The following is a 21,538-nucleotide window of genomic DNA, read 5'->3' on the forward strand; positions in this document are numbered from 1 at the left end:
GATGTGCCGATTCTGCGCAGGCGCGCGGGCAAAAGAAAACCCGCCTTGCGGCGGGTCTTCGGGAAGCGTGGGCCGGGCTTTCGCCCCAGGCTCACTTGATCTTGCCTTCCTTGTAGATCACGTGCTTGCGCACGACCGGGTCGTACTTCTTGATTTCCATCTTGCCCGGGGTGTTCTTCTTGTTCTTGTCCGTCGTGTAGAAGTGGCCGGTGTTGGCCGAGGAGATCAGACGGATCTTGTCGCGCTTGGATGCCATGTGTAGTTACTCCTCAGACCTTTTCGCCGCGGGCGCGCAGCTCGGCCAGAACGGAGTCGATGCCGTTCTTGTCGATGGTGCGCAGGGCGTGCGCGGACACTTTCAGCTTGACCCAGCGGTTTTCGCTGGCGACCCAGAAACGGCGCTCGTGCAGGTTGGGCAGGAAACGACGACGGGTCTTGTTGTTGGCGTGCGAGACGTTGTTACCGGTCTGCACACGCTTGCCGGTGACTTGGCATACGCGGGACATACGCACCTCGATAGGTAATTGTGTCGCCCATAGCCCGGGAGACGGCGGCCCGGCGGACGGCCTGCAGGACAGGTCGGACACCACGCGATACGGTCGAAAATCGCTGCAGACACAAGCCGGAATCGCATTTCCGGCCGCAGATCCGGCAGTACCGGACGCAGCGAGCCGCGCATTATGCCGAGGTTTCCCTTGTGCTGCAACCACTTAGGGCGGGCGGCGGCGTTGGCCGAAGCCCGCCTGCCAAGCGTAGGTCGGGCCTCGGCCCGACATCGCGGCGTCTCGGCGGCTGGAAGGCCGGATGGCGAGGTGGGCCGGGGCCCACCCTACGGGTTATGGCGCGGCGGCGGCCGTCTTGGCGGGGGCCGCCTTGCTGGCGGCGATGAAGGCCCGGATCTGGCTCTCGAGTACCGGCAGGGTTACCGAACCCTGCTTCAGCACGGCGTCGTGGAAGGCCTTGATGTCGAATTTCGGGCCCAGCTCCCGCTCCGCCTCGCCGCGCAGGCGGACGATGGCGATCTCGCCCAGCTTGTAGCTCAGCGCCTGGGCCGGCCAGGAGATGTAGCGGTCCACCTCGGTGGTGACCTCGTGCTCGGACAGGGCGGTGTGGTCGCGCAGGTAGGCCAGGGCCTGGTCGCGGCTCCAGCCCTTGTGGTGCACGCCGGTGTCGATCACCAGGCGGGTGGCGCGCCACATCTCGTAGGTCAGGCGGCCGAAGTCCTCATAGGGCGTCTCGTAGATGCCCATCTCCTTGCCCAGCTTCTCGGTATACAGCGCCCAACCTTCGCCGTAGGCGGAGATGTAGTTGTCGCGGCGGAAGGCGGGCTGCTCGCCCTGCTCCTGCGCCAGCGCGGCCTGCAGCGAGTGGCCGGGCGAGGATTCGTGCAGCGTCAGCGCCGGCAGGTTGTACAGCGGGCGCGACGGCAGGTTGTAGGTGTTGAGCCAGTACGTGCCCAGGCCGCCGCGGCCGGCGGTCCAGAACGGCGCGATGTCGGCGGGGACCTCGACGATGGTGAAGCGCCCGCGTGGCAGCGTGCCGATGTACTTGCCGACCTCGCCATCGACGCGCTTTGAGATCCACGCTGCGCGGTCGAGGAGCTGCTGCGGCGTCTTCGCATAGAACTGAGGATCGGTGCGCAGGAAGGTCAGGAATTCGGCGAACGTTCCCTTGAAGCCGGTCTGCTGGATCACCTCCTGCATCTCGGCCTGGATGCGCGCGACTTCCTTCAGGCCGATCGCGTGGATCTGTTCGGCGGTCAGGTCCAGCGTGGTGTATTCGCGGATCTGCTGTGCGTAGAAATCCTTGCCGCCCGGCATCGCTTCGGCCGCCAGCGTAGTGCGGGCCTGCGGCACGTATTCGCTGCGGAAGAACGTGAGCAGCGTGGCGAACGCGGGTACGACCTGTTCGCTGATCGCCGCGCGCACGTCCTTGCGCAGCGCTTCCTGCTCGGCAGCAGGAATGTTGGACGGCATCTTCTTGTAAGGCGCGTAGAAGGTGGACTGTTCGGGGTCTCGCTGCTCGGCCACGGCGGCGATGGAGACGTCGCGCCCGTCCAGCACCGCGCGCGGCACGGTGAAGCCGCGCTTCAGTCCGCTGCGCATGTTGGCGATGTGCTGGTCGAAGTAGCGCGGCACATCGCGCAGCCGCGCGGCATAGGCGCGGTAGTCGTCGGCGGTCTTCATCTGCCGGCGCGCCATGAAGGACAGATTCGACCAGAACGACGAATCGGAGTTGAAGGGCATCTCGTACGCACGCAGGCGCACTTCCGCCGCCAGGTTTTCCACCTGCGGGCGGTAGATCGCCAGGTTGATGCGGTTCTCGGTCGACAACTGCGCGGCGTCGATGCCATCGAGGTCTGTCAGGACCTGCTCCCACACCTTGAGGCGCGCCTGGTGCGCAGCGGCCCCAACATCGGGCAAACGGGTTTTGTCACCGCTGGTGTCGGTGTCTTCGTCGGCCTGGCCGGTCTGTTCCTGCCGCCATTTCCATTCTTTTTCGTAGAGCGCCTGAAAGCGCTGGTCGGCGTCGGAAGGGGCGAAGGCGAGCGCCTGCAGGGGCGCGAAGGCCAGCAGGAGGGCGGCGGTTCGAAGGTTCAAGGCGGGCATCCGGCAAAAGCAGAAACCGGATGGTAAAGCAGTGGTGCGCTCAGCGCTTTCCTACGAAAGGCCTGCGGTCAGGCACGGGTACGCAACCGCTCCAACACGCCGTCCAGCGTGTCCAGGTCGGTGTACTGGATGACCAGCTTGCCCTTGCCGCCCCGCCCATGGGCGATGGTGACGCGGGTGCCCAGGCTCTCGGAGAGTTCGGTTTCCAGCGAGGCGATGTCGGGCTGCGGCGCCGCCTTGGCGGGCTTGGCCTTCTTGCCGTTGACCGGCACCTTGCCGGCGGCGAACTGCTGCGCGCGGTGTTCGACTTCGCGTACCGACCAGCCTTGTTCGGCGGCATCGGAGGCCAGCTTGCTGGCCAGGTCCGGCGACAGCGTGAGCAGGGCGCGGGCGTGGCCCATTTCCAGGCGACGGGCTTCGAGCAGGGCGCGGATGGCGGGCGGCAGTTCCAGCAGGCGCAGCAGGTTGGAGACCGCGGCGCGCGACCGGCCGACCGCTTCGGCGGCTTCGGCGTGGGTCAGCGAGAACTCGTTGATCAGGCGTTGCAGCGACTGCGCTTCTTCCAACGGATTGAGGTCTTCGCGCTGGATGTTCTCGATCAGGGCCATCGCGATGACGGTGCGGTCGTCGAGTTCGCGCACCACCACCGGCACTTCGGCCAGCCCGGCTTCCTGCGAGGCGCGCCAACGGCGTTCGCCGGCGACGATCTCGAACTTGCCCGCCGACAGCTCGCGCACGACGATCGGCTGGATCACGCCCTGCGCCTTGATCGATTCGGCCAGCTCGCTGAGCTTGGACGGATCCATCGCCATGCGCGGCTGGTACTTGCCCGGTTGCAGCTGCTGTACGGGCAGCGTGCGCAACGCTTCGCCCGGCTGCGCTTCCGGCGGTGGCGTCTCGGCGGCTTTCGGGCCGAGCAGGGCTTCCAGTCCGCGACCCAGGCCGCGCTTCTTCGGGGCGCTCATCACGCGTGCTCCATGTGCTGCTGTTGCTTCTTGCGGTCGGCCTGGCGGCGCAGGATCTCGCCGGCCAGGCCCAGGTAGGCCACGCCACCGCGCGAGGTGCGGTCGTAGCCGACGATGCTCTGGCCGTGGCTGGGCGCTTCGGCCACGCGCACGTTGCGGGGCACGATGGTGCGGAACACCTTGTCGCCGAAATGCGTGGTTAGCTCGCCGGACACGGCGTTGGCCAGGTTGTTGCGGATGTCGAACATCGTGCGCAGCACGCCTTCGATCTCCAGGCCCGGGTTCAGGCGCGTGCGCAGCGCATCGATCGTTTCCATCAGCGCGGACAGGCCTTCCAGTGCGTAGTACTCGCACTGCATGGGCACCAGCACGGAGTCGGCGGCGGTCAGCGCATTGAGCGTGAGCAGCGACAGGGCGGGCGGGCAGTCGACGATGATGAAGTCGTAATCGCCGCGCAGGTTTTCCAGCGCACTCTTCAGGCGCTGCTCGCGGCCGTCCGAGTCCATCAGCTGGATCTCGGCGGCGGTCAGGTCGATGTTGCCCGGCATCAGGTCGAAACCTTCGGCCGTGGTGACGACGGCGGCCTTCGCCTCCACCTCGCCCAACAGCACGTCGCAGGTCGAGGCTTCGACCTCGCGCTTGTCCACGCCGCTGCCCATCGTCGCGTTGCCCTGCGCATCCAGATCGACCAGCAGCACCCGTTGCGGCGCGCGTGCGAGCGCGGCGGCCAGGTTCACGGCGGTGGTCGTCTTGCCGACTCCGCCTTTCTGGTTGGCAATGGCAATGATGCGGGCCATGCGAGGGCGCCTTATCGATTACGGGGTGAGTAGGGGATTATGGGGGGTCGGGAGCGGGCGTGCGAAATCATCTCAACGGACGTACCGGTCGCAGCCGGTCATCAGCCCGCTGCTCCACGTCGCGGTGACGTGGGCCGCTCAGTCATATCAAGGGGTTACACGGCGCGCACCGGTGCGGTGCGCGGTTCAGTCGCGGCGGACGACGACCATGTGGCGTTCGCCAACCAGACCGGGGACGGTCAGGGGTTCGACAGTCGCCAGGGACCAGCCGGTCGGCAGGGCCGCGATCTCGTCGTCGGGGCGCACGCCCTTCATCGCCAGCAGCGCACCGCCGGGTTTCAGCAGATGGCCGCCGACCTCGATGATGCCCGCCAGTACGTCCAACGCACGCGCAGTGAGTGCGTCGTAGGCCTGAGGTTCGTCGAGTGCCTCGGCACGCGATTCGGCCACGCGTGCGTTGTCGAGTTTCAGTGTGCGCACGGCTTCGCGCAGGAAGCGCGCCTTCTTGCCGTTGCTTTCCACCAGCGTCACGCGCAGGCCGGGCTTGGCGATGGCGAGCGGGATACCCGGCAGGCCGGGACCGGTGCCAAGGTCGGCGAGCGCGCCGCCGTTCGTCGCCAGCGCATCCACGAACGGATGCATCGCCAGCGAATCCAGCAGATGACGGGTGACCATCTCGCGCGGGTCGCGGATCGCGGTGAGGTTGTAGGTCTTGTTCCAGCGGTCGAGCAGGGCCAGGTAGGCCAGCAGGCGCGGCGCCAGCGCATCGGCGTCGAGGCCGAGCGCGACAAGGCCGCGGTGCAGGGTGTCGCGCAGGTCGGCGGGAAAGGCGGTGTCGTTCATCGCCGTATTATCGCAGGCCTTCGCGTCGGCCCCGCGGATGCCACGCGAGCGCGGCGCGGTAGTCCGGCCGCGGCGCCCATTCGTGCAGGTGCCAGTCGTCGGCCCGTCCCAGGCTGGGGTCGCAGGCGGCGAGGCGCGGCCCATCCCCGTCCAGCACGACATGGAAACGGTGCAGCCCGAAGGAAATGCCCTGGCCATGCGCCTTCAGCACGGCCTCCTTGGTGCACCACAGGCGGACGAAGGCGAGCAGGCGCGCGTCGTCGTCGTCGAGGCCGCGGAGCCAGGTGGTCTCTTCGGGATGGTAGAAGCGCTCTGCCAGGTCCATCGCGCGTGGTCGCGGGCGCAGGCGTTCGATATCGACGCCCAGCTCGATGTCTTCGCCCAGCGCCAGCAGCAGCGCCTCGCCACTGTGGCTCCAGCCTGTTTCCAGATGGTGGAGCGGTGCAATGAAGTGCGGCCTGCCTTGCGCGTCGCGGGTGATCGGCAACGTTTCGGGAGCGAAGCCCAGCGTACGCGCCAGTGATTCGCGTGCTTGCGGTTCGCCACGTTGCCGCGGCGCATGCGGCAGCAGCCACATCGCGATACCGTCGTGGCGCCAATCGGCGGGTGCTTCGCGCCAGTTCATGCGTGCGCACGCCGCGCGTGGTGCGACACAGCGTGCAATCCCGGCGCAACAGCGGTATCCAGCAGCGGCAAGGACGCGTCCCCCATGTGAGTTAACGGTGGTTTCACGCCGGACCGTAAAGATGCAAGCGTGCCCCGCAGCGTGGGGTTCTGTCCATCAAGGGAGGAAGCGGCATGAATTTTCTGATCTATTTGATTGTCGGCGGCGTCGCCGGTTGGCTGGCCAGCATCGTGATGAAGCGCGATGGCTCGCAGGGCATCATCCTGAACATCGTCGTCGGCATCATCGGGGGCTTCCTCGGCGGCTGGTTGCTGCCGACGCTGGGCCTGGGTCTTGGCGGCGGCTGGGTCGGCTTCCTGATCACCGCCTTCATCGGCGCCGTGGTCCTGCTACTGATCGTCAACCTGCTCAGCCGGGGTCGCGCCCGATAGCGGTTCCGCTGCGGCCGCGTGCGCGTTCGAGACGCACCCAAGGCCCGTGGCAAGAAGAAGGCCCGGCATCCGCCGGGCCTTCTTCATTTCCGTCGTTCAACCGCCCAGCCGTACCCACGCCGGTGCGTGGTCGCTCGGGCGCTCCCAGGTACGCGGCTCGCGGTCGATGCCGGATTCCACCGCATGCCCGCGCAGCGCGTCGGAGACCAGGGTCAGGTCGATGCGCAAGCCGAGGTTGCGGCGCAGCCCACCCATCCGGTAGTCCCACCAGCTGTAGACGTTGGCTTCTTCGCTGTGCAGGCGGAAGGCATCGTGCAGGCCCAGCGCGTACAGCCGCTGCAGCGCGCCGCGCTCGGCGGTGGAGGTGAGGATGTGGCCGTCGTTCCAGACTTTCGGATCGAACACGTCGCGGTCGTCCGGCGCGATGTTGAAGTCGCCCATCACCACCAGCTTCGGATGCGCCTGCAGTTCGGCGGCCAGCCAGTCGTGCACCGCATCCAGCCAGCGCAACTTGTAGGCGTACTTGTCGGTGCCCACGTCCTGCCCGTTGACCACGTACAGGTTGACGATGCGCACGTCGCCGACGGTCGCAGCGATCACGCGCTTCTGCTCATCCTCGAAACCGGGAATGCCCACCTGCACGTCGCCGATCGCTTCGCGCGACAGCAGCGCCACGCCGTTGTAGGTCTTCTGCCCGGCGAACACGCTGCGGTAGCCCAGCTCCGCCAGTGCGGTGTCGGGGAAGCGGTGGTCTTCCAGTTTGGTTTCCTGCAACCCGACGATGTCAGGCGCGAACGCGCCCAGCCATTGCGTGAGGTGCGGCAGGCGCACGTTGAGCGAATTGACGTTCCAGCTGGCGATCTTCATGGCGGCGATTCTATGCCAGACCAGGCGATCAGGCGCCCGAGGGTTCGTCGACGACGACGGCCCCGTGCGCTTCGCCCTCGCCATCGCGCATCAGGCGTGCGGCCATCCAGGCGGCCAGCACCATCATCGCCATGCCGAACAGGGCGATCGCGCGCATCGCGCCGGTGAAGGCGGTGCGTGCGGTATCGACGACGGCTGCGCCGGCCGCTCCGCCCAGTTCGCTGCCGACGGCAACGGCGCCACCGAGCGTGGACAATGCACGGGTCGCGTCGTTATCGGCGAGCGAGGCGGGAAGGGCGGGATCCAGCCATAGCCGGTAGGCGAGCATGCCGGCACTGCCCAGCAGGGCGATGCCCAGCGCGCCACTCAGTTCGGCACTGGTCTCGGCCAGCGCCGACGCGGCGCCCGCGCGTTCCGGCGGTGCGGTGGTGATGATCAGTTCGTTGCCGACGGTGAACACCGGCGCCATGCCCAGGCTCATCGCCAGCATGCCGGCGATCAGGATCCACAACCCGTACGGCGGAACCACCAGCGCCGTGATGCCGAAGCCGATCGCCGCGAGCAGCAGGCCGCGCACCATCACCCGGCGCGCGCCCCAGTGGCGTGCGAGCCGTGGCGCCAGCAGCGAGCCTACGGTGAAGCACAGCGACCACGGCACGGTCGCGACGCCGGCCTGTAGCGGCGTTAGCCCGAGCACCAGCTGCAGGTACTGGGTCATGAAGATGTACACGCCCATCATCGACAGGCCCGCGAGCGCATAGGCCACGATGGCCGCCGAGAACGCGGGTCGCCGGAACAGCGTCACGTCGAGAAACGGATACGCCAGATGCTTCTGCCGACGGACGAACAGCACGCCGAGGGCGAGGCCGACCAGCAACACGCCGAATCCGCGTGGATCGATGCCGAACTCCGCGATGCGCTTCAGCCCGTAGACGACGGCCAGCACCGAGAACAGCGACTGCACCATGCTGAGCGGATCGAGCTCGCCGGCGTCCGGGTCGCGGTATTCGGGCAGCAGCTTCGGCCCCAGCAGCAACAGCAGCACCATCACCGGCACCGCGGCGAGAAACGCCGCGCCCCACCACCACCATTGCAGCAACATGCCGCCGACCAGCGGGCCGATCGCACCGCCGACCGAGAACGCCGCGATCCACACGCCGATGGCGAACTGGCGCTCGTGTTCGTCATGGAACATGTTGCGGATCAGCGACATCGTCGAGGGCGCCAGCGTCGCGCCCGCCACGCCGAGCAGCGCGCGCATCGCGATCAGCATCTCCGCGCTGCGCGAGAACGCCGCGATCACCGAGGCCGCCGCGAACGCCGCCGCACCGATCAGCAACAGCTTGCGCCGGCCGATCCGGTCGCCCAGCGTGCCCATCGTGATCAGGAAGCCGGCGACCAGGAAGCCGTACACATCGACGATCCACAGCAACTGGCTAGCGCTGGGGTCCAGTTCGGCGCTGATGGCCGGCAGCGCGAGGTTCAGCACGGTCAGGTCCATCGCATAGACCATGCAGGGCAGGGCGATGATGGCCAACCCGATCCATTCGCGGCGGGTGGCTTTAGCGGGCGGGTTCAGGGTCGACATGGCGGTCCGTCAGAGGGCATCTTCCCGTTCGACGAACGGGAACGCCGATTCTCGACGAAGTCGCGGACAGGCGTCGCCCGCGATGTCCGCGTTGGGCTCAGCGGATGATGAAATCGATGAACCGTGCGACCTTCGAGTACGGCGGCTTCAGCAGGTCGCTGCCCGCGCGCCGCGGCTGCCACAACACCGGCAGCGACTTGCTCATCGCATCGAAGCCCGCGCGTCCGTGGTACGCGCCCATGCCGCTGGGCCCGACGCCGCCGAACGGCAATGCGTTGATGCCGAAATGCAGCACGGTGTCGTTCACGGTCACGCCGCCGGCGAGCGTGTTCTGCAGGATCTTCTCGACCCGGTCGCGATCGTGGCTGAAGGGATACAGCGCCAGCGGGCGGTCATGCGCGTTGATGTAGGCCAGCGCCTCGTCCAGCGAGCCGACGGTGCGGATCGGCAGGATCGGGCCGAAAATCTCGTCCTGCATCACCTTCGCGTCATCGCCCGGCTCGAGCACCACGGCGGGCGCGAACAAACGCTGGGCACGGTCGTGGGCGGCGGCGAGTGGGATCACCTCGAGCCCGCGCTGGCGTGCGTCGTCCAGGTAGCCGTCGAGGCGCGCGAACTGACCGTCGTTGATGATGCGGGTGTAGTCGCCGGCATCGGACAGGTCGCCGTAGCGTGCGGCGACCTGGTCGCGCAGCGCCTGCACCAGCGCATCGCGCCGGCTGCGGCCCACCAACAGGACGTAGTCGGGTGCGATGCAGGTCTGTCCGCCATTGAACCACTTGCCGGTCGCCAGGCGCGCCGCGGCCTGTTCCACCGGATAGTCGTCGCAGACGATGGCAGGCGACTTGCCGCCGAGTTCCAGCGTCAGCGGGGTGAGGTTGGGCGCGGCCGCCGCCATCACCTTGCGGCCCACCGCGGTGGAGCCGGTGAACACCAGGTGGTCGAACGGCAGGGCCGCGAACGCGGCGGCCACGTCGGCGCCGCCGGCCGCGACGGTGACGCGTTCCAGCGGAAAGACTTCCGCCAGCAGCGAGCGCAGGAACTCGGTCGTGCGCGGCGTGTGTTCGGACGGCTTCAGGTAGACGTGGTTGCCGGCGGCGATGGCCGTCGCGAGCGGGATCAGGGCGAGATTGACCGGATAGTTCCACGGCGAGATCACGCCGACCACGCCGACCGGCGCCTGCCGCACCTCCGCGCGCGCAGGCCAGAAACGCCAGCCCACGCCGACGCGCTTGGGCTTCATCCACCGGCGCAGGTGCGACGCCAGGTGGTCGATCTCGTTGAGCACCGTCATGCCATCGGCGATCAACGATTCATGGCGCGAGCGGTGACCGAAGTCGGCAGCGACCGTGTCGGCCATTTCCGGCAGGCGACGCTTCAGCGCATCGCGCAGCCGCCGCAGATCGTCGCGGCGCTGCGCGTAGTCCGGCTTGCGGGCCTGCCAGGCCTGCCGCAGGCGTTCCAGTGTTGGCGCCAGGTCGGTCATCTGCGTATCGCGTGGGGCGTGGCCACCGGACGGCGGCGCAGCGGGCTCGCCCCCCGCCGTGGCGGCCGTGATCGCGGCGTTGGCGGCGGTGATGGCCGCGTTCGCGGCGGTGGTGGCGGCATGCGGAAAGGTCGTCATCGCCCGAGTGTATGCCTTCCCCTACGAGCGGGCGCACTACAATCCCGGCATGACCGACACTCTGACCGCCCTGCGCCCCTATCTTGGCCGCTTTCCCGTCCTGGGCCCGCGGGTCTACGTCGATCCGGCCGCCACCGTGATCGGCGATGTGGAACTGGCCGAGGACGCGTCGGTCTGGCCGGGCAGCATCCTGCGCGGCGACGTCAACTTCATTCGCGTCGGTGCGCGTACCAACGTGCAGGACGGCACCATCGTCCACGTCAGCCACCACAGCCCGTACAACAAGGCGGGCTACCCCACGCTGATCGGCGCCGACGTCACCATCGGCCACGGCACCATCATCCATGCCTGCACCATCGAGGACCTGTGCTTGATCGGCATGGGTGCCTGCATCCTCGATGGCGCCACGGTGAAGAAGTACGGCTTCCTCGGTGCGGGCGCGGTGCTAGGCCCGGGCAAGGTGGTGGGCGAGGCCGAACTGTGGCTGGGCAATCCGGCCCGCTTCGCCCGCATGCTGACCGAGAAGGAAATCGAGAGCCTGCATTATTCCGCGGGCCACTACGTGCGGTTGAAGGACCACTACCTGCAGCCGGCACCGCCAACAGCATGACGGTCGCGGCGCATCCTGCGCCGCATAGGAGATCCGCATGACCTGGAAACCGCGCGGCTACACCTCCGCCGCCCCCTATCTCGTCGTGGACGGCGCGCAACGCACGATCGATTTTCTCGTCGTGGTCTTCGGCGCCGAGCCGCTGCGCATGCATCCGATGGGCGATCGCCTCGGGCATGCGGAAGTCCGCATCGACGACACCGTGCTGATGCTGGCCGACGGCATGGAAGGGTGGCCGGCCATCGCCAGCCACGTGCATGTCTACGTGCCGGATGTCGACGTCACCTGGGCGCGCGCGCTGGCGGCGGGCGCCGAGCCGGTGCAGGCGCCGGAAGAGAAGGGCGACGGCGATCGCCGTGGCGGTTTCCGCGATGCCGGCGGCACCACGTGGTGGATCTCGACGCAGGTGGCGTGAGCAGGGGTGGTCAACGCGTCGGCGGCAGCCGGCGCTCGACGGTCCGCAGCAGGAACGCGGTGCCCAGCGCGGCGGCCAGGATTACCAGCAGGGTGATGCCCACCCGCCCATAGCCCAGCGTGTCGGCGTTGAGGAACGGATACGGATACCAGCCGGTCAGCGCGCCATGCGCCATCGTGTAGGCGAGCCATGCCACCGGCCACGCGAACGCCCAGCCGACGGTACGCAGGTCGATGCGCGGGCGCGGGCCCAGCAGCAGCCAGCCCGCCAACGTCCACAGCGGCGAAAAATGATGGAAGCCGGCGTTGATCCAGCGCCCGATGCCGGTGTGCTGCACGAGTCCGGCCAACAGCGTGGCGGCCACCACGCCCGTCACCGCGATACCGAGCAGCGCGTCCAGACGCAACACCCGCCACAGGGCGCCGTCGCGTCGCGGATCGATGACCAGGCTGACCGCAGCGGCGAGTACTAGCAGATTGCTCTGCACGGTGAAGTAGCTGAAGAACCGGAGCAGTCGGGTCGACAGCGCGGCCGGGGCGGCGGCGGTCGTCGTGTTCACGTCCTGCCCGCCGGAGACCAGCAGCACGAGCTGCGCGACGATCGTCGCGGCGACCACCAGGGCCAGGATCAGGTTCCAGGTGCGCTGCATACGGGGTCTCCAGCGTGAAGCGGTCGCGGAAAGGGTGCGGTCGCCTGTTCGAGCGCCGCCAACAACGCCATCGCCTCCTGCCGGCTCGCCCCGCACATGTCCGGCCCGGGCTTCAGCGTGCCGCAGAAGGCCGGCCTTTCCGGTCTCCCGAACAAGCGGCAGCGCAGCGCTTCATCCAGCTGCACGCACGGGACCCCGGCCGGCTTGCCATGCGGCATGCCGGGGATCGGCGAGGTGATCGACGGCGCGGTGCAACAGGCTGCGCAGCCCGACCGGCAGGAGAAGACCGTGTCCACGGGGGCGGAGTGTAGTGCGGCTGGGCAAGCGTGGCGTGTCCGGCTAAAGTCGGGCATGGGGAAGGCGCATGGACCGCGGGATGCATCCGTTCAACCACAACGATCCGATTGCGGTCATCGCGCTGTCATGCACGCGATGAACACCTGATGCTGGATACCTACCGCGAAGTCGTCACGCCCGAAGGCGTCCCGCTCCACCTGCCCGCTGCCGGCCCGGTGCCGCGCGCGCTGGCGTGGAGCATCGACCTGATGGTGCGGTTCGGCCTTCTCAGCGTGCTGGGCATGGTGTTGGCGCTGCTGGGCAAAACCGGCGAAGGCCTCTACCTGATCGGACTGTTCCTGTTGTTTTGGGCCTATCCCATCGTGCTCGAGGCCGTGTGGCAGGGGCAGACCGTCGGCAAGAAGGCGCTTGGACTGCGTGTGGTCGCGGCCGATGGCGCGCCGGTGGGCTGGCTGGCGGCGATCACCCGCAACCTGCTGCGCACCGTGGACATGCTGCCCTTCGGCTATGCCGCCGGTCTGGTGTCGTGCCTGACCGACACGCACGCGCGGCGGCTGGGCGACATGGTGGCCGGCACGCTGGTAGTCCACGCCACCGGCGAACGCGAGCATGCCCCGGCGCCGGTAAACGAGGTCTTCGCGCCGCCGGCGGGCCTGTTCCCGGAAGAGCAGGGCGCTGTCGTCGCCTTCGGCGAGCGCGCGCCGCAACTGACGCCGTCGCGGCAGGAAGAGCTCGCCAACCTCGTGGCGCCGGTCACCGGCGCGCGCGGTCAGGTCGGCGTGCAGCGGCTGTATGGCATGGCCAACTGGTTGTTGGGGCGGCGATGAGGCAGGAACAGTTCGTCGCCCGCCACCAGGCCGAATGGCTGGCCTTCGAGTCGTGGCTGATGGCCCGCGGCGAAAGCGCGCGGCGTGCAAGGAAGGAGCGCAACACCGGCGCGATGACCGACGAGGACGTGCCTGCGCGGTACCGCCGGATCTGCCAGCAGCTGGCGCTCGCCCGCGCACGCGGCTACAGCCCCGTGGTGGTGGATCGCCTGCAGGCATTGATGCAGCAGGGCCACGGCGTGCTGTACCGCACGCCTGCTCCACGCTGGCAGCGGGCGGCGCGCTTCCTGCTGGCGGACTTCCCGCGGTTGGTGCGCAGCGAAGCCGGCTGCATGGTCGTGGCCGCAGTGGCGTTCGTGTTTCCGCTGGTGCTGATGTTCGTGCTGCTGCAACTCCGTCCGGAACTGGTGTACAGCCTCGCATCGCCCGAGCAGGTCGCGATGTACGAGCGGATGTACGACCCCAGCGACCCGCAGCACGCGTTGGGCCGCGAGAGCGGAACGGACTGGCAGATGTTCGGCGTCTATATCTGGAACAACATCAGCATCGGCTTGAAGACGTTCGCCGGCGGCTTGGTCGCCGGGGTAGGCGCGCTGGTCGTGCTGATCGCCAACGGCATCGGCATCGGCACCGTATTCGGCCATCTGCAGCAGATCGGGTACGGCGATCCACTGTGGCGCTTCGTCTGCGGCCACGCGCCGTTCGAACTCACCGCGCTGGTGCTGGCGGGCGGCGCCGGCCTGCGGCTGGGACTGGCGCTGATCGCGCCCGGTCGGCACCGGCGTATCGATGCGCTGGCCATCGCCGGCGCGAAGGGGGCACGGCTGTGCCTGGGCGTTGCGTTCATGCTGCTGGTCGCGGCCTTCATCGAGGCGTTCTGGTCCTCGACGCAATCCATCCCGGCGGTGGTGAAGTACAGCGTCTCTGGTGTGTTGTGGACGCTGGTGGCGCTGTGGCTGTGCTTCGGTGGGCGCGGGGTGGTCGATGAGGATTGAGGAACTCACCGTCCGCCTGCGTACGCGCTCGGGCTGGGAGGCCATCGAGCTGGGCATGGCGCTGGTGCGCCGACATGCCGCCGCGATCTGGAAGCCGTGGCTGTGGCTGACCTTGCCGGTATTCATCGTGCTCAACCTGGGCGCGTGGTGGTTGGACATGTTCTGGCTGGCCGCGCTGCTGATGTGGTGGCTGAAGCCTGTCTTCGACCGCGTCCCGCTGTACGTCATCTCGCGCGCGGTATTCGGCAGCGTGCCCGGCACGCGGGAAACGTTGCGCGCGCAGCGCCAGTGGGGTGTACGCACGATGCTCCACCTGCTGACTTGGCGCCGGCTCAGTCCGGTACGTTCGCTGTACATGCCGATCGATTTGCTGGAAGGCGTGCAGGGCGAGCGACTGGGCCAGCGCCGACGCGTACTGGGCGGACAGGCGTACGGCACCGCCTTCCTGCTCACGCTGATCTGCCAGCTGTTTACCCTCGCGCTGGTGCTCGGTGGCGTGGTGGCGGTGCTGGTGTACCTGCCGCAGGACCTTTTGCCGGACAGCATGCAGGCGGCATTCCGCATCATGGCCATCGAATGGCCCGTGTGGCTGCACCTGGCATGGAACGCACTGCTGTGGGCGGCGGTCAGCGTGACCGAGCCGTTCTTCATCGGCGCGGGTTTCGGGCTATACCTCAATCGCCGCACGGAGATCGAAGCCTGGGACGTGGAGATCGTGTTCCGCAAGCTGCGTACGCGGCTGGCGGCCGCGGTACCGATCCTGCTCGCCGCGGTCCTGTTGGCGAGCCTGCCGGGCCAGGCCGGTGCGCAGGAACGGCATGGCGGGCCGCGCCCCCCGGCGCCGACGAAGGAAGCGCCTGCCGACGACAAGCCGACGCCGCCCACGCTGCCGATTGTGTTCGGCGACCAGCGCGTGAACGATCGCGCGTTCCGCGATGCCGCCGATCGCGCCTATGAAGACCCGCTGTTGGACCGCAAGCGGACCGAGGGCAGTTGGGAACGACGGAAAAAGCAGGAACGGAAGAAGAGCGACTTCTCGCTGAGCGACAACCCGCTGCTGCTGGCCCTGGCCAACTTCTTTGCCTTCATCGGCGAATGGGGCCTGTGGCTGGTGGCCGGCGTGCTGGTCCTCACGCTGCTGGCGACCGCGCGCTACTGGTGGCCGTGGATGCGTGGCATGTCGCGCGCACCCGCGCCGCATCGTGACGGTCCGAAAGTCGAGGCCCTGGTGCTCCCCGAAACCTTGCCCGACGACATCGCCGCTGCCGCGCGCGCGCTGTGGCGCGATGGCCGCCCGCGGCATGCCCTGGCGCTGCTCTACCGCGCGAGCGTGGAAAGCATGAGCGCGCGCGCCGAGATCGCATTGCCGCCGGGCGCGACCGAGGCCGAATGCCTGCGCGCCTCGCGGCGCATGCCCCGAGCCGAGGACCGTCAGGCGTTCGCGCTGATAGTCAGGGTGTGGCAGTACGCGGCCTATGGACAGCGCCTTCCCGCCGAGCACGAATTCGATGCGCTGGTGGGTGAACTCCAGCAGCGCTATGGATGGGCGTCATGAGCGGCGCGCGTCGCAACGGGCGTATCGTCGGCGGGGGACTGGTCGTGACGTTCGTCGTGCTGGCCCTGGTCGTGGCATGGTTCCGCCACACCTATGTGCGCGTGGAGAAGACGCTGTACCTCCCGCCGAATGGCGAGGCCGCGTACAACCCGCTGTATGCGCTCGCGCGAACGCTAGAGGCCGACGGCATCAAGGTGAATGCGCGCCAGCGCCTGATGCTGGACGACAACGCGCTGGGCGCACGCGACACACTGCTGCTCTTCAACGATCCGCGCGCGCTTTCGCCACCGGAAACGGAAGAACTGCTGGCGTGGGTGGAGCGGGGCGGGCACCTGATCGTGCGCACACCGCTCGGTTCCTACGAAGAGGATCTGGTCGAAGAAGAGGTGCCACACGCGGACCTCCTGGAACACCTCTCCGTGTGGCTGGTGGAAGAAACCCCCGACTGCGAAGCCTTCCAGGTCGAAGGTGAGGACCCTCACGTCGAGTTCTGCCGTGGTCGCCGCTTCGCATTCGACGGCGTCGTGCCGGCGCTCTCGTGGGGCGACCTCCAGGCGGGCTTCGTCTATGCGCGGATCTCGCACGGACGCGGGCAGGTCGACGTGCTGGCCGATCTCGATTTCCTGATGAATGCCGAGCATCGCCCGGCGCTCGGCGACGCGCTCGGCACGCCGCCGAAGGGCGGCCTTCGCGACGGTCCGCATCGCGCGCTGGCGCGACAGGTGTTGGCGCCCAACTACGGCCAGGGCACGATGCACCTCGTGTACGCCGCGCAGATGCCCACGTTGTGGCGCACTCTGCTGATCCGCGGCTGGATGGTGTGGATCCCGCTGGCGCTGGCACTGGCCGCTTGGTTGTGGATGCGCATGCAGCGCTTCGGTCCGCCGGTACCGACGCCCGCTGGCGAGCGTCGTTCGCTGCTGGAGCATGTAAGGGCCAGCGGCGAACATCTCTTTCGCTATGGGCGTGGCGTCATGCTGTACGCCGCGGTGCGCCAGGCCTTCCTGGCCCGCTTGCGCCGCCGCGACCCGGTGGCTGCTGCCCTGTCGGGCGAACCCCAGATCGAGGCGGTCGCCGCGCGCACCGGTCTGCCTGCCGAGCGCATCCGCACGGCCCTCAACGCGCCCGCCTCGCACGACCGGAAGGCGTTCCGCGACCGTATTTCCCTGCTGATCCAACTGAGAAACCGCCTATGAACGACGAGACTGCCGCTGCGCCTCCCGCGCTCCCGCCGACGCCCGGCAATGCGTTGTCGGCGCGCGCCGATGCCGTGCGCGACGAGGTGTCCAAGGCCTTCATCGGCCAGGCCGACATGCTGGACCAGATCCTGATCGCACTGCTCGCCGGCGGCCATGTGCTGATCGAGGGCGTGCCCGGGCTGGGCAAGACGCTGCTGGTGCGTGCGCTGGCGCAGGCCCTGGAACTGACCTACGCACGTGTCCAGTTCACCCCCGACCTGATGCCGAGCGACGTCAGCGGACATGCGGTGTACGACCCGAAAACCGAGAGCTTCAAGATCCGTCGTGGCCCGGTGTTCACCAACATCCTGCTCGCCGACGAGATCAACCGCGCACCGGCGAAGACCCAGGCGGCTTTGCTCGAAGTGATGCAGGAAGGCCAGGTGACGATCGAGGGCAAGTCCTTCGAGCTTTCGCCGCCGTTCATCACCCTGGCCACGCAGAACCCGGTGGAACAGGAAGGTACCTATCCGCTCCCCGAAGCGCAGCTGGACCGCTTCCTTCTGAAGGTGCTGATCGACTACCCCGCGCTGGAGGACGAGAAGCGCATGGTCGATGCGATCACCACCGGGCGCACCGCCGCCGACTTCGACCTGTCGAGGGTCAATCGCGTGCTGGGGCCGGACGACATCATCGCGATGCAGCGCGACACCGCCGCCGTGCAGGTGGACGAACAGGTGATCGACTACGCCGTGCGCATCGTCGCGGCGACGCGCAAGTGGCCAGGCATCGCGCTGGGCGCGGGACCGCGCGGCAGCCTCGCGCTGGTGCGTGCGGCGCGCGCGCAGGCCGTGCTGCAGGGGCGCGATTTCGTCACGCCGGACGACATACGCGATATCGCGCGGCCGGCGCTGCGCCACCGCATCACCTTGGCGCCGGAACTGCAGATCGAGGGCCAGTCGCCCGACGACGTCCTGCGCGCGCTGCTCGCCAAAGTGGACGCACCACGGAAATGAGCCCGCGCCGCCTCCGTCACGCCATGACGCACGCATCGGGCAGGCCACGCACGTGAGGCCTGCGCCGCTCCTGATCCTGCTGCTGTCCAGTTGGGGACTGGCCGGGCTCGCCGTGCCGTTCCTCGGCTGGCCGCTGTGGCATTGGCAGGTAGTCGGCGCGGTCATCGCGGTGGTGGCCGCATTCGACGCGTGGCGGCTGCACGGTCGGCCCACGCCCGAGGTGGTGCGCGAGGTCCCCGAGGCGCTGCCGCTGGGCATCGAGCGCGAGGTGGGGCTGCAATTGGAATCGCATGTGCGGCAGCGGGTAGACGTGTTCGACCTGCACCCTGGCGGTTGGCCTGCGTCGGGCCTACCGCGCCGCCTGACGTTGGCGCCGCTGTCGGCCACGCGCATCACCTACCGCCTGCAGCCAAATGCACGCGGCGATGCCGCCTTCGATGGCGTGATGCTGCGCTTGCGGTCCCTACTGTGGCTGTGGCGGCACACACGCGTGGCCGGTGCACCGCAGCGCGTGCGGGTGTACCCGAATTTCGCGCCGCTGACGCGCTTCGCACTGTTCAGCGCCGAACAGGCGTCGCGCCTGGTGGGCGCCCACCTAAAGCGCCGGCGCGGCGAGGGGACCGACTTCCACCAGATGCGCGAGTACCGCGTAGGCGACAGCCTACGCCAGATCGACTGGAAGGCCACCGCACGTTCGCGCAAGCTGATCTCTCGCGAATACCAGGACGAGAAGAACCAGCAGCTGGTGATGCTGATCGATACCGGCCGCCGCATGATGGCGCGCGAGGACGCGTTGGGCCATTTCGACCATGTGCTCAACGCCTCGCTGGTGGTGTCCTATCTGGCGCTGCGGCAGGGCGATGGCGTGGGCCTGCTCGCCGCCGGTGGCGACCGTCGTTGGGTGGCACCGCAGCGGGGCATGGGCGCCATCGACACGCTGTTGCGCGCGAGCTACGACTTGCAGCCGCGTGCCGTCGCCACGGATTACCTTGCCGCCGCCACTGAACTGAGCCTGCGCCAACGTCGCCGCGCATTGGTCATGCTGGTGACCAACGTCCGCGATGAGGACATCGAGGATCTGCTGGCGGCCGTGCGGTTGCTGCAGCGCCGGCACCTGGTGTGCGTGGCCAGCCTGCGCGAGACATCGCTGGACGACGCCCTCGGCCACGACGTGCGCGACCTGCAAGGCGCCATCCATGCCGGTGCCGTCGCCCGCTACCTGGAACAGCGCACGGCGGCGCACGAAGCCTTGCGCAGTCATCGCGTGATGGTGCTGGACGTAACCACCGATGAGCTGCCGGGGGCGCTGGTGGAGCGCTACCTGGCGGTCAAGCGGGACGGCGCGCTGTAGTGGCACGTCTGCGTGCGGCGGTGATTTCCCTGGTCGCGATGGCGATCTGCACGCGGGTTCTCGTGGCCGATGCCGCGGAGGTCGAACGCATCCAGCTACGCTCGCACGAGGCGATCCTCGAGGTCACGCCGGCGTTGGGCGGACGCGTGCTCGCCTTCGGCCTGGCTGGGCACCCGAACCTGATCAAGGTCGGCGACCCGGTCGTGTCGCAGCCGGTGCCAGACGTATCGGCGACCGCGGACGACATCGGCTACCTAGGCCACGATGTATGGCTGGGCCCCCAGAGCGACTGGTGGTCCGACCAACACGTGAATTCCGCACGTCGCGAGGCGCGTGCCGTATGGCCGCCGGATCCGTACCTCGCATTCGCGCACACGCGAGTGGTGGCGCGGTCGCCTGACCGGCTGGTGCTGGAGGGCATCGATAGCCCGGTCACCGGCGTGCGGTTGTTGAAGTCGTTCGTCTTCGATCCTACCGATCCGGCCACGCTCACAGTGACCGCGCTTGCGCGCAACATCCGCGACCGATCTGTCTCGCGAGATTTGTGGTTCAACACGCGCACGTCCGCCACCACCCGCGTTTACGTGCCGGTCGCCGATGCTGCCGATGTGCGCATCGAAGCCGCGGAAGCGATGGCGCCCGTCTGGCGCATCGATGCGGGCGTGTTCTCCTTCCTGCCGCCGCCGACGGCGAGCACCCTCCGCCGCGGGAAGGTGCTGTTGCAACCTTCGGCGGGATGGATGGCCGGATTCGCGCACGGCCAGGCGTTCGTCATTCGTTTCGATCATCAGCCGCGCAGCGCCATCCATCCGCAGCAGGGACAGGTTGAGCTCTACCTCGACCACGGCGAGGACATCGCGGCCGGCCTGCTGGAGATGGAAGTGCATGCGCCTTACCGCACGCTGGCGCCGGGCGAGGCCATGCAGGCGCGCGAACGCTGGACGGTGTTGCGGTATGACGGCGCGGATACGCCACAGGCGCACCTTGCCTTCCTGTGCAGCCGCATGCAGCTGTGCGCCGCATCCACGGCGGAATGACGCCTCAGCGGGCCGCGTCGATGCCCTTGCCGGTCGCGGCCCACCAGAGCCCGCCGTACAGGTGTTCTAGGTACAACGGATCGTCGTACAACGTCGGTGTGTGGCCGAGCGCCGTTACAAACACGCGTCCACCGTCGTAACGGTGGTACCACGCGACGGGATGGTGTTCGCCCATGCCCTTGGCGGTCTGCCCGGGCCAGATGCGGGTGGGGTCGTACGTCGTTTCGTCCACGCTCAGCACGGTGCGCAGGCCGCGCGTGACGGGTGCGCTGAACTCGTACCATTCGTCCGTCCATACCCAACGCGCTGGCAGGCCGAACGCGGCGGGGAACGCAGCGTCTTCCACGCGCACGGTCGCCGTCTGCACCATCGGGTGGATGCGGAACGTGCGGCCTATCAGGCCCTCGAACCAGGGCCACTCGCCTGGCGGGTTGAAGATCAGGGCGCGATGCACCGCGACCACGCCGCCGCCCTTGCGCACGTACGACTCGAAGTTCGCGCGCTGCGCACCCTTCAATTCATCGCCCGGCGTGTTGAGTAGCACGATGGCGGCATACGGCGACAGATCGCCATCGAAGGGCGCGCTGTTCCACGACCACGTCAGGTCGAAGCCATGCCGCTGCGCCATGCGTTCGAACTGCGGCTTGGCGACCACGGCATAGTCGTGGTGGTAGCGGTTGGGGATGGCCACCACCAGCACCTTGAACTGGCCCTGGGCGAAGGCGATGCCGGGCAGCAGCGCAGCGAGGCAGGCGAGGAGGATCAGCAGGCGTCGGGTCATGCCGTGATGCTAACGGCCGGGGCCATGCACGGCACGCGTGCAGCTATTCCGATTCGTGCCGCGGGTATGCGGTTATCGCCTAGGCGGGTGCGCGGGCCGCCTGCATCGCCTTGCTGGCGCCCCAGGCCAGCATCACCAGGCCCGCGGCGGACACCACGCCAAGCAGCATGCCGACCGCACCGAACAGCGACATCATGCCGCTGATCGCGCTGTAGCCGTCGGCGGCGCTGTGGATCAGCCAGGCCTGCCAGACGCTCATGGCGCCGCGCAGGATGGTGGCTGCCAGCATCAGTCCCGTGCCCGCCAGCGCGAGCGTGCGTCCCGGTGCAGCGGGCGCCCACATCAGTAGCATCGCGACGCCCGCCACGCAGGCCAGCAGTTCGGGAAGCTGGTAGCCCAGCATCGTCAGCAGTTGGGTGAGGAAGCCGTCCATGCGCTACTCCGTTCGTGATGGCTTGCAGGGGAACGCAGGCGCGCT

24 protein-coding genes are annotated in these 21,538 nt (G+C 68.3%); 10 read left to right on the plus strand and 14 right to left on the minus strand.

Going from position 1 to position 21,538, the window contains the following annotated elements; translation table 11 throughout:
• Positions 1-91 precede the first annotated feature (91 nt).
• From rpmG to BM365_RS11645, 7 genes are all read right to left on the minus strand, one after another.
• Entirely contained in the window at positions 92-256 is a 165-nt protein-coding gene (gene rpmG, locus BM365_RS11615) for a 50S ribosomal protein L33 (protein ID WP_027070918.1), read from the minus strand.
• Between the two features lie 13 nt (positions 257-269).
• Positions 270-506 (minus strand): 50S ribosomal protein L28, encoded by a 237-nt coding sequence (gene rpmB / locus BM365_RS11620; RefSeq protein WP_093489741.1) that lies wholly within the window; start codon positions 504-506, stop codon positions 270-272.
• Positions 507-836: 330 nt separating this feature from the next.
• Positions 837-2,600, minus strand: coding sequence for a DUF885 domain-containing protein (locus tag BM365_RS11625; RefSeq protein ID WP_233210793.1), 1,764 nt, complete (start codon positions 2,598-2,600; stop codon positions 837-839).
• A 77-nt stretch (positions 2,601-2,677) separates the two neighbouring features.
• The gene (locus tag BM365_RS11630) at positions 2,678-3,574 is read right to left on the minus strand and encodes a ParB/RepB/Spo0J family partition protein (protein ID WP_093489745.1); all 897 of its coding nucleotides are present in this window, start codon (positions 3,572-3,574) and stop codon (positions 2,678-2,680) included.
• Entirely contained in the window at positions 3,574-4,371 is a 798-nt protein-coding gene (locus BM365_RS11635) for a ParA family protein (protein WP_093489747.1), read from the minus strand. Before BM365_RS11635 ends, BM365_RS11630 begins: the two co-directional genes overlap by 1 nt.
• 186 nt (positions 4,372-4,557) lie before the next feature.
• Positions 4,558-5,214: a 16S rRNA (guanine(527)-N(7))-methyltransferase RsmG gene (rsmG, locus tag BM365_RS11640; protein WP_093489749.1), complete on the minus strand. Its 657-nt coding sequence runs from the start codon at positions 5,212-5,214 to the stop codon at positions 4,558-4,560.
• A 7-nt stretch (positions 5,215-5,221) separates the two neighbouring features.
• Positions 5,222-5,839, minus strand: a complete 618-nt coding sequence (locus BM365_RS11645) for a 4'-phosphopantetheinyl transferase family protein (RefSeq protein WP_093489751.1) — start codon at positions 5,837-5,839, stop codon at positions 5,222-5,224.
• A gap of 173 nt (positions 5,840-6,012) precedes the next feature.
• Between BM365_RS11645 and BM365_RS11650 the strand changes: the two genes are divergently transcribed.
• The gene (locus BM365_RS11650) at positions 6,013-6,270 is read left to right on the plus strand and encodes a GlsB/YeaQ/YmgE family stress response membrane protein (protein WP_056881586.1); all 258 of its coding nucleotides are present in this window, start codon (positions 6,013-6,015) and stop codon (positions 6,268-6,270) included.
• 96 nt (positions 6,271-6,366) lie between these two features.
• On the opposite strand, the gene xth is transcribed toward BM365_RS11650, so the two are convergent.
• From xth to BM365_RS11665, 3 genes are all read right to left on the minus strand, one after another.
• Positions 6,367-7,137: an exodeoxyribonuclease III gene (gene xth, locus BM365_RS11655; RefSeq protein WP_093489753.1), complete on the minus strand. Its 771-nt coding sequence runs from the start codon at positions 7,135-7,137 to the stop codon at positions 6,367-6,369.
• A gap of 28 nt (positions 7,138-7,165) precedes the next feature.
• Complete coding sequence (locus BM365_RS11660; protein ID WP_093489754.1) at positions 7,166-8,725, minus strand: MFS transporter; 1,560 nt, start codon at positions 8,723-8,725, stop codon at positions 7,166-7,168.
• 97 nt (positions 8,726-8,822) lie between these two features.
• A complete protein-coding gene (locus BM365_RS11665; protein ID WP_093490743.1) occupies positions 8,823-10,211 on the minus strand; it encodes a coniferyl aldehyde dehydrogenase in 1,389 nt (462 codons plus the stop codon).
• Between the two features lie 199 nt (positions 10,212-10,410).
• On the opposite strand from BM365_RS11665, the gene BM365_RS11670 reads away from it, so the two are divergent.
• Both BM365_RS11670 and BM365_RS11675 read left to right on the plus strand, forming a co-directional pair.
• On the plus strand, positions 10,411-10,959 hold the full coding sequence (locus BM365_RS11670) for a gamma carbonic anhydrase family protein (RefSeq protein WP_093490744.1): 549 nt from the start codon (positions 10,411-10,413) through the stop codon (positions 10,957-10,959).
• Between the two features lie 37 nt (positions 10,960-10,996).
• Entirely contained in the window at positions 10,997-11,374 is a 378-nt protein-coding gene (locus BM365_RS11675) for a VOC family protein (RefSeq protein ID WP_093489755.1), read from the plus strand.
• A gap of 10 nt (positions 11,375-11,384) precedes the next feature.
• Here the strand turns inward: BM365_RS11675 and BM365_RS11680 are convergent, their stop codons facing one another.
• Both BM365_RS11680 and BM365_RS18180 read right to left on the minus strand, forming a co-directional pair.
• Positions 11,385-12,023 carry a Pr6Pr family membrane protein gene (locus BM365_RS11680; RefSeq protein WP_093489756.1) on the minus strand — a complete coding sequence of 213 codons (639 nt, stop codon included), beginning with the start codon at positions 12,021-12,023 and terminating at the stop codon, positions 11,385-11,387.
• Positions 12,002-12,319: a YkgJ family cysteine cluster protein gene (locus BM365_RS18180; RefSeq protein ID WP_093490745.1), complete on the minus strand. Its 318-nt coding sequence runs from the start codon at positions 12,317-12,319 to the stop codon at positions 12,002-12,004. Before BM365_RS18180 ends, BM365_RS11680 begins: the two co-directional genes overlap by 22 nt.
• Positions 12,320-12,466: 147 nt before the next feature.
• Here BM365_RS18180 and BM365_RS11690 point away from each other — a divergent pair, with 147 nt between their 5' ends.
• Genes BM365_RS11690 through BM365_RS11720 form a run of 7 tightly spaced genes read left to right on the plus strand, consistent with a single transcriptional unit; the run spans position 12,467 to position 20,279 of the window.
• Complete coding sequence (locus tag BM365_RS11690; protein ID WP_093489757.1) at positions 12,467-13,147, plus strand: RDD family protein; 681 nt, start codon at positions 12,467-12,469, stop codon at positions 13,145-13,147.
• Complete coding sequence (locus BM365_RS11695; RefSeq protein ID WP_093489758.1) at positions 13,144-14,142, plus strand: stage II sporulation protein M; 999 nt, start codon at positions 13,144-13,146, stop codon at positions 14,140-14,142. The genes BM365_RS11690 and BM365_RS11695 overlap by 4 nt, the downstream gene beginning before the upstream one ends.
• On the plus strand, positions 14,132-15,697 hold the full coding sequence (locus tag BM365_RS11700) for a DUF4129 domain-containing protein (protein ID WP_093489759.1): 1,566 nt from the start codon (positions 14,132-14,134) through the stop codon (positions 15,695-15,697). The genes BM365_RS11695 and BM365_RS11700 overlap by 11 nt, the downstream gene beginning before the upstream one ends.
• Positions 15,694-16,893 (plus strand): DUF4350 domain-containing protein, encoded by a 1,200-nt coding sequence (locus BM365_RS11705; RefSeq protein WP_093490746.1) that lies wholly within the window; start codon positions 15,694-15,696, stop codon positions 16,891-16,893. The genes BM365_RS11700 and BM365_RS11705 overlap by 4 nt, the downstream gene beginning before the upstream one ends.
• Complete coding sequence (locus tag BM365_RS11710; protein ID WP_093489760.1) at positions 16,890-17,891, plus strand: AAA family ATPase; 1,002 nt, start codon at positions 16,890-16,892, stop codon at positions 17,889-17,891. Before BM365_RS11705 ends, BM365_RS11710 begins: the two co-directional genes overlap by 4 nt.
• Before the next feature lie 52 nt (positions 17,892-17,943).
• Positions 17,944-19,242, plus strand: a complete 1,299-nt coding sequence (locus tag BM365_RS11715; protein ID WP_093489761.1) for a DUF58 domain-containing protein — start codon at positions 17,944-17,946, stop codon at positions 19,240-19,242.
• Positions 19,242-20,279 (plus strand): DUF4380 domain-containing protein, encoded by a 1,038-nt coding sequence (locus BM365_RS11720; protein ID WP_233210794.1) that lies wholly within the window; start codon positions 19,242-19,244, stop codon positions 20,277-20,279. The genes BM365_RS11715 and BM365_RS11720 overlap by 1 nt, the downstream gene beginning before the upstream one ends.
• 4 nt (positions 20,280-20,283) lie before the next feature.
• Here BM365_RS11720 and BM365_RS11725 read toward each other — a convergent pair whose 3' ends face one another.
• Positions 20,284-21,060: a ThuA domain-containing protein gene (locus BM365_RS11725; RefSeq protein ID WP_093489762.1), complete on the minus strand. Its 777-nt coding sequence runs from the start codon at positions 21,058-21,060 to the stop codon at positions 20,284-20,286.
• Positions 21,061-21,139: 79 nt separating this feature from the next.
• Positions 21,140-21,493: a hypothetical protein gene (locus BM365_RS11730; protein WP_093489763.1), complete on the minus strand. Its 354-nt coding sequence runs from the start codon at positions 21,491-21,493 to the stop codon at positions 21,140-21,142.
• Between the last annotated feature and the right edge of the window lie 45 nt (positions 21,494-21,538).

It is taken from the genome of Pseudoxanthomonas sp. YR558, from assembly GCF_900116385.1.
GTDB lineage: Bacteria > Pseudomonadota > Gammaproteobacteria > Xanthomonadales > Xanthomonadaceae > Pseudoxanthomonas_A.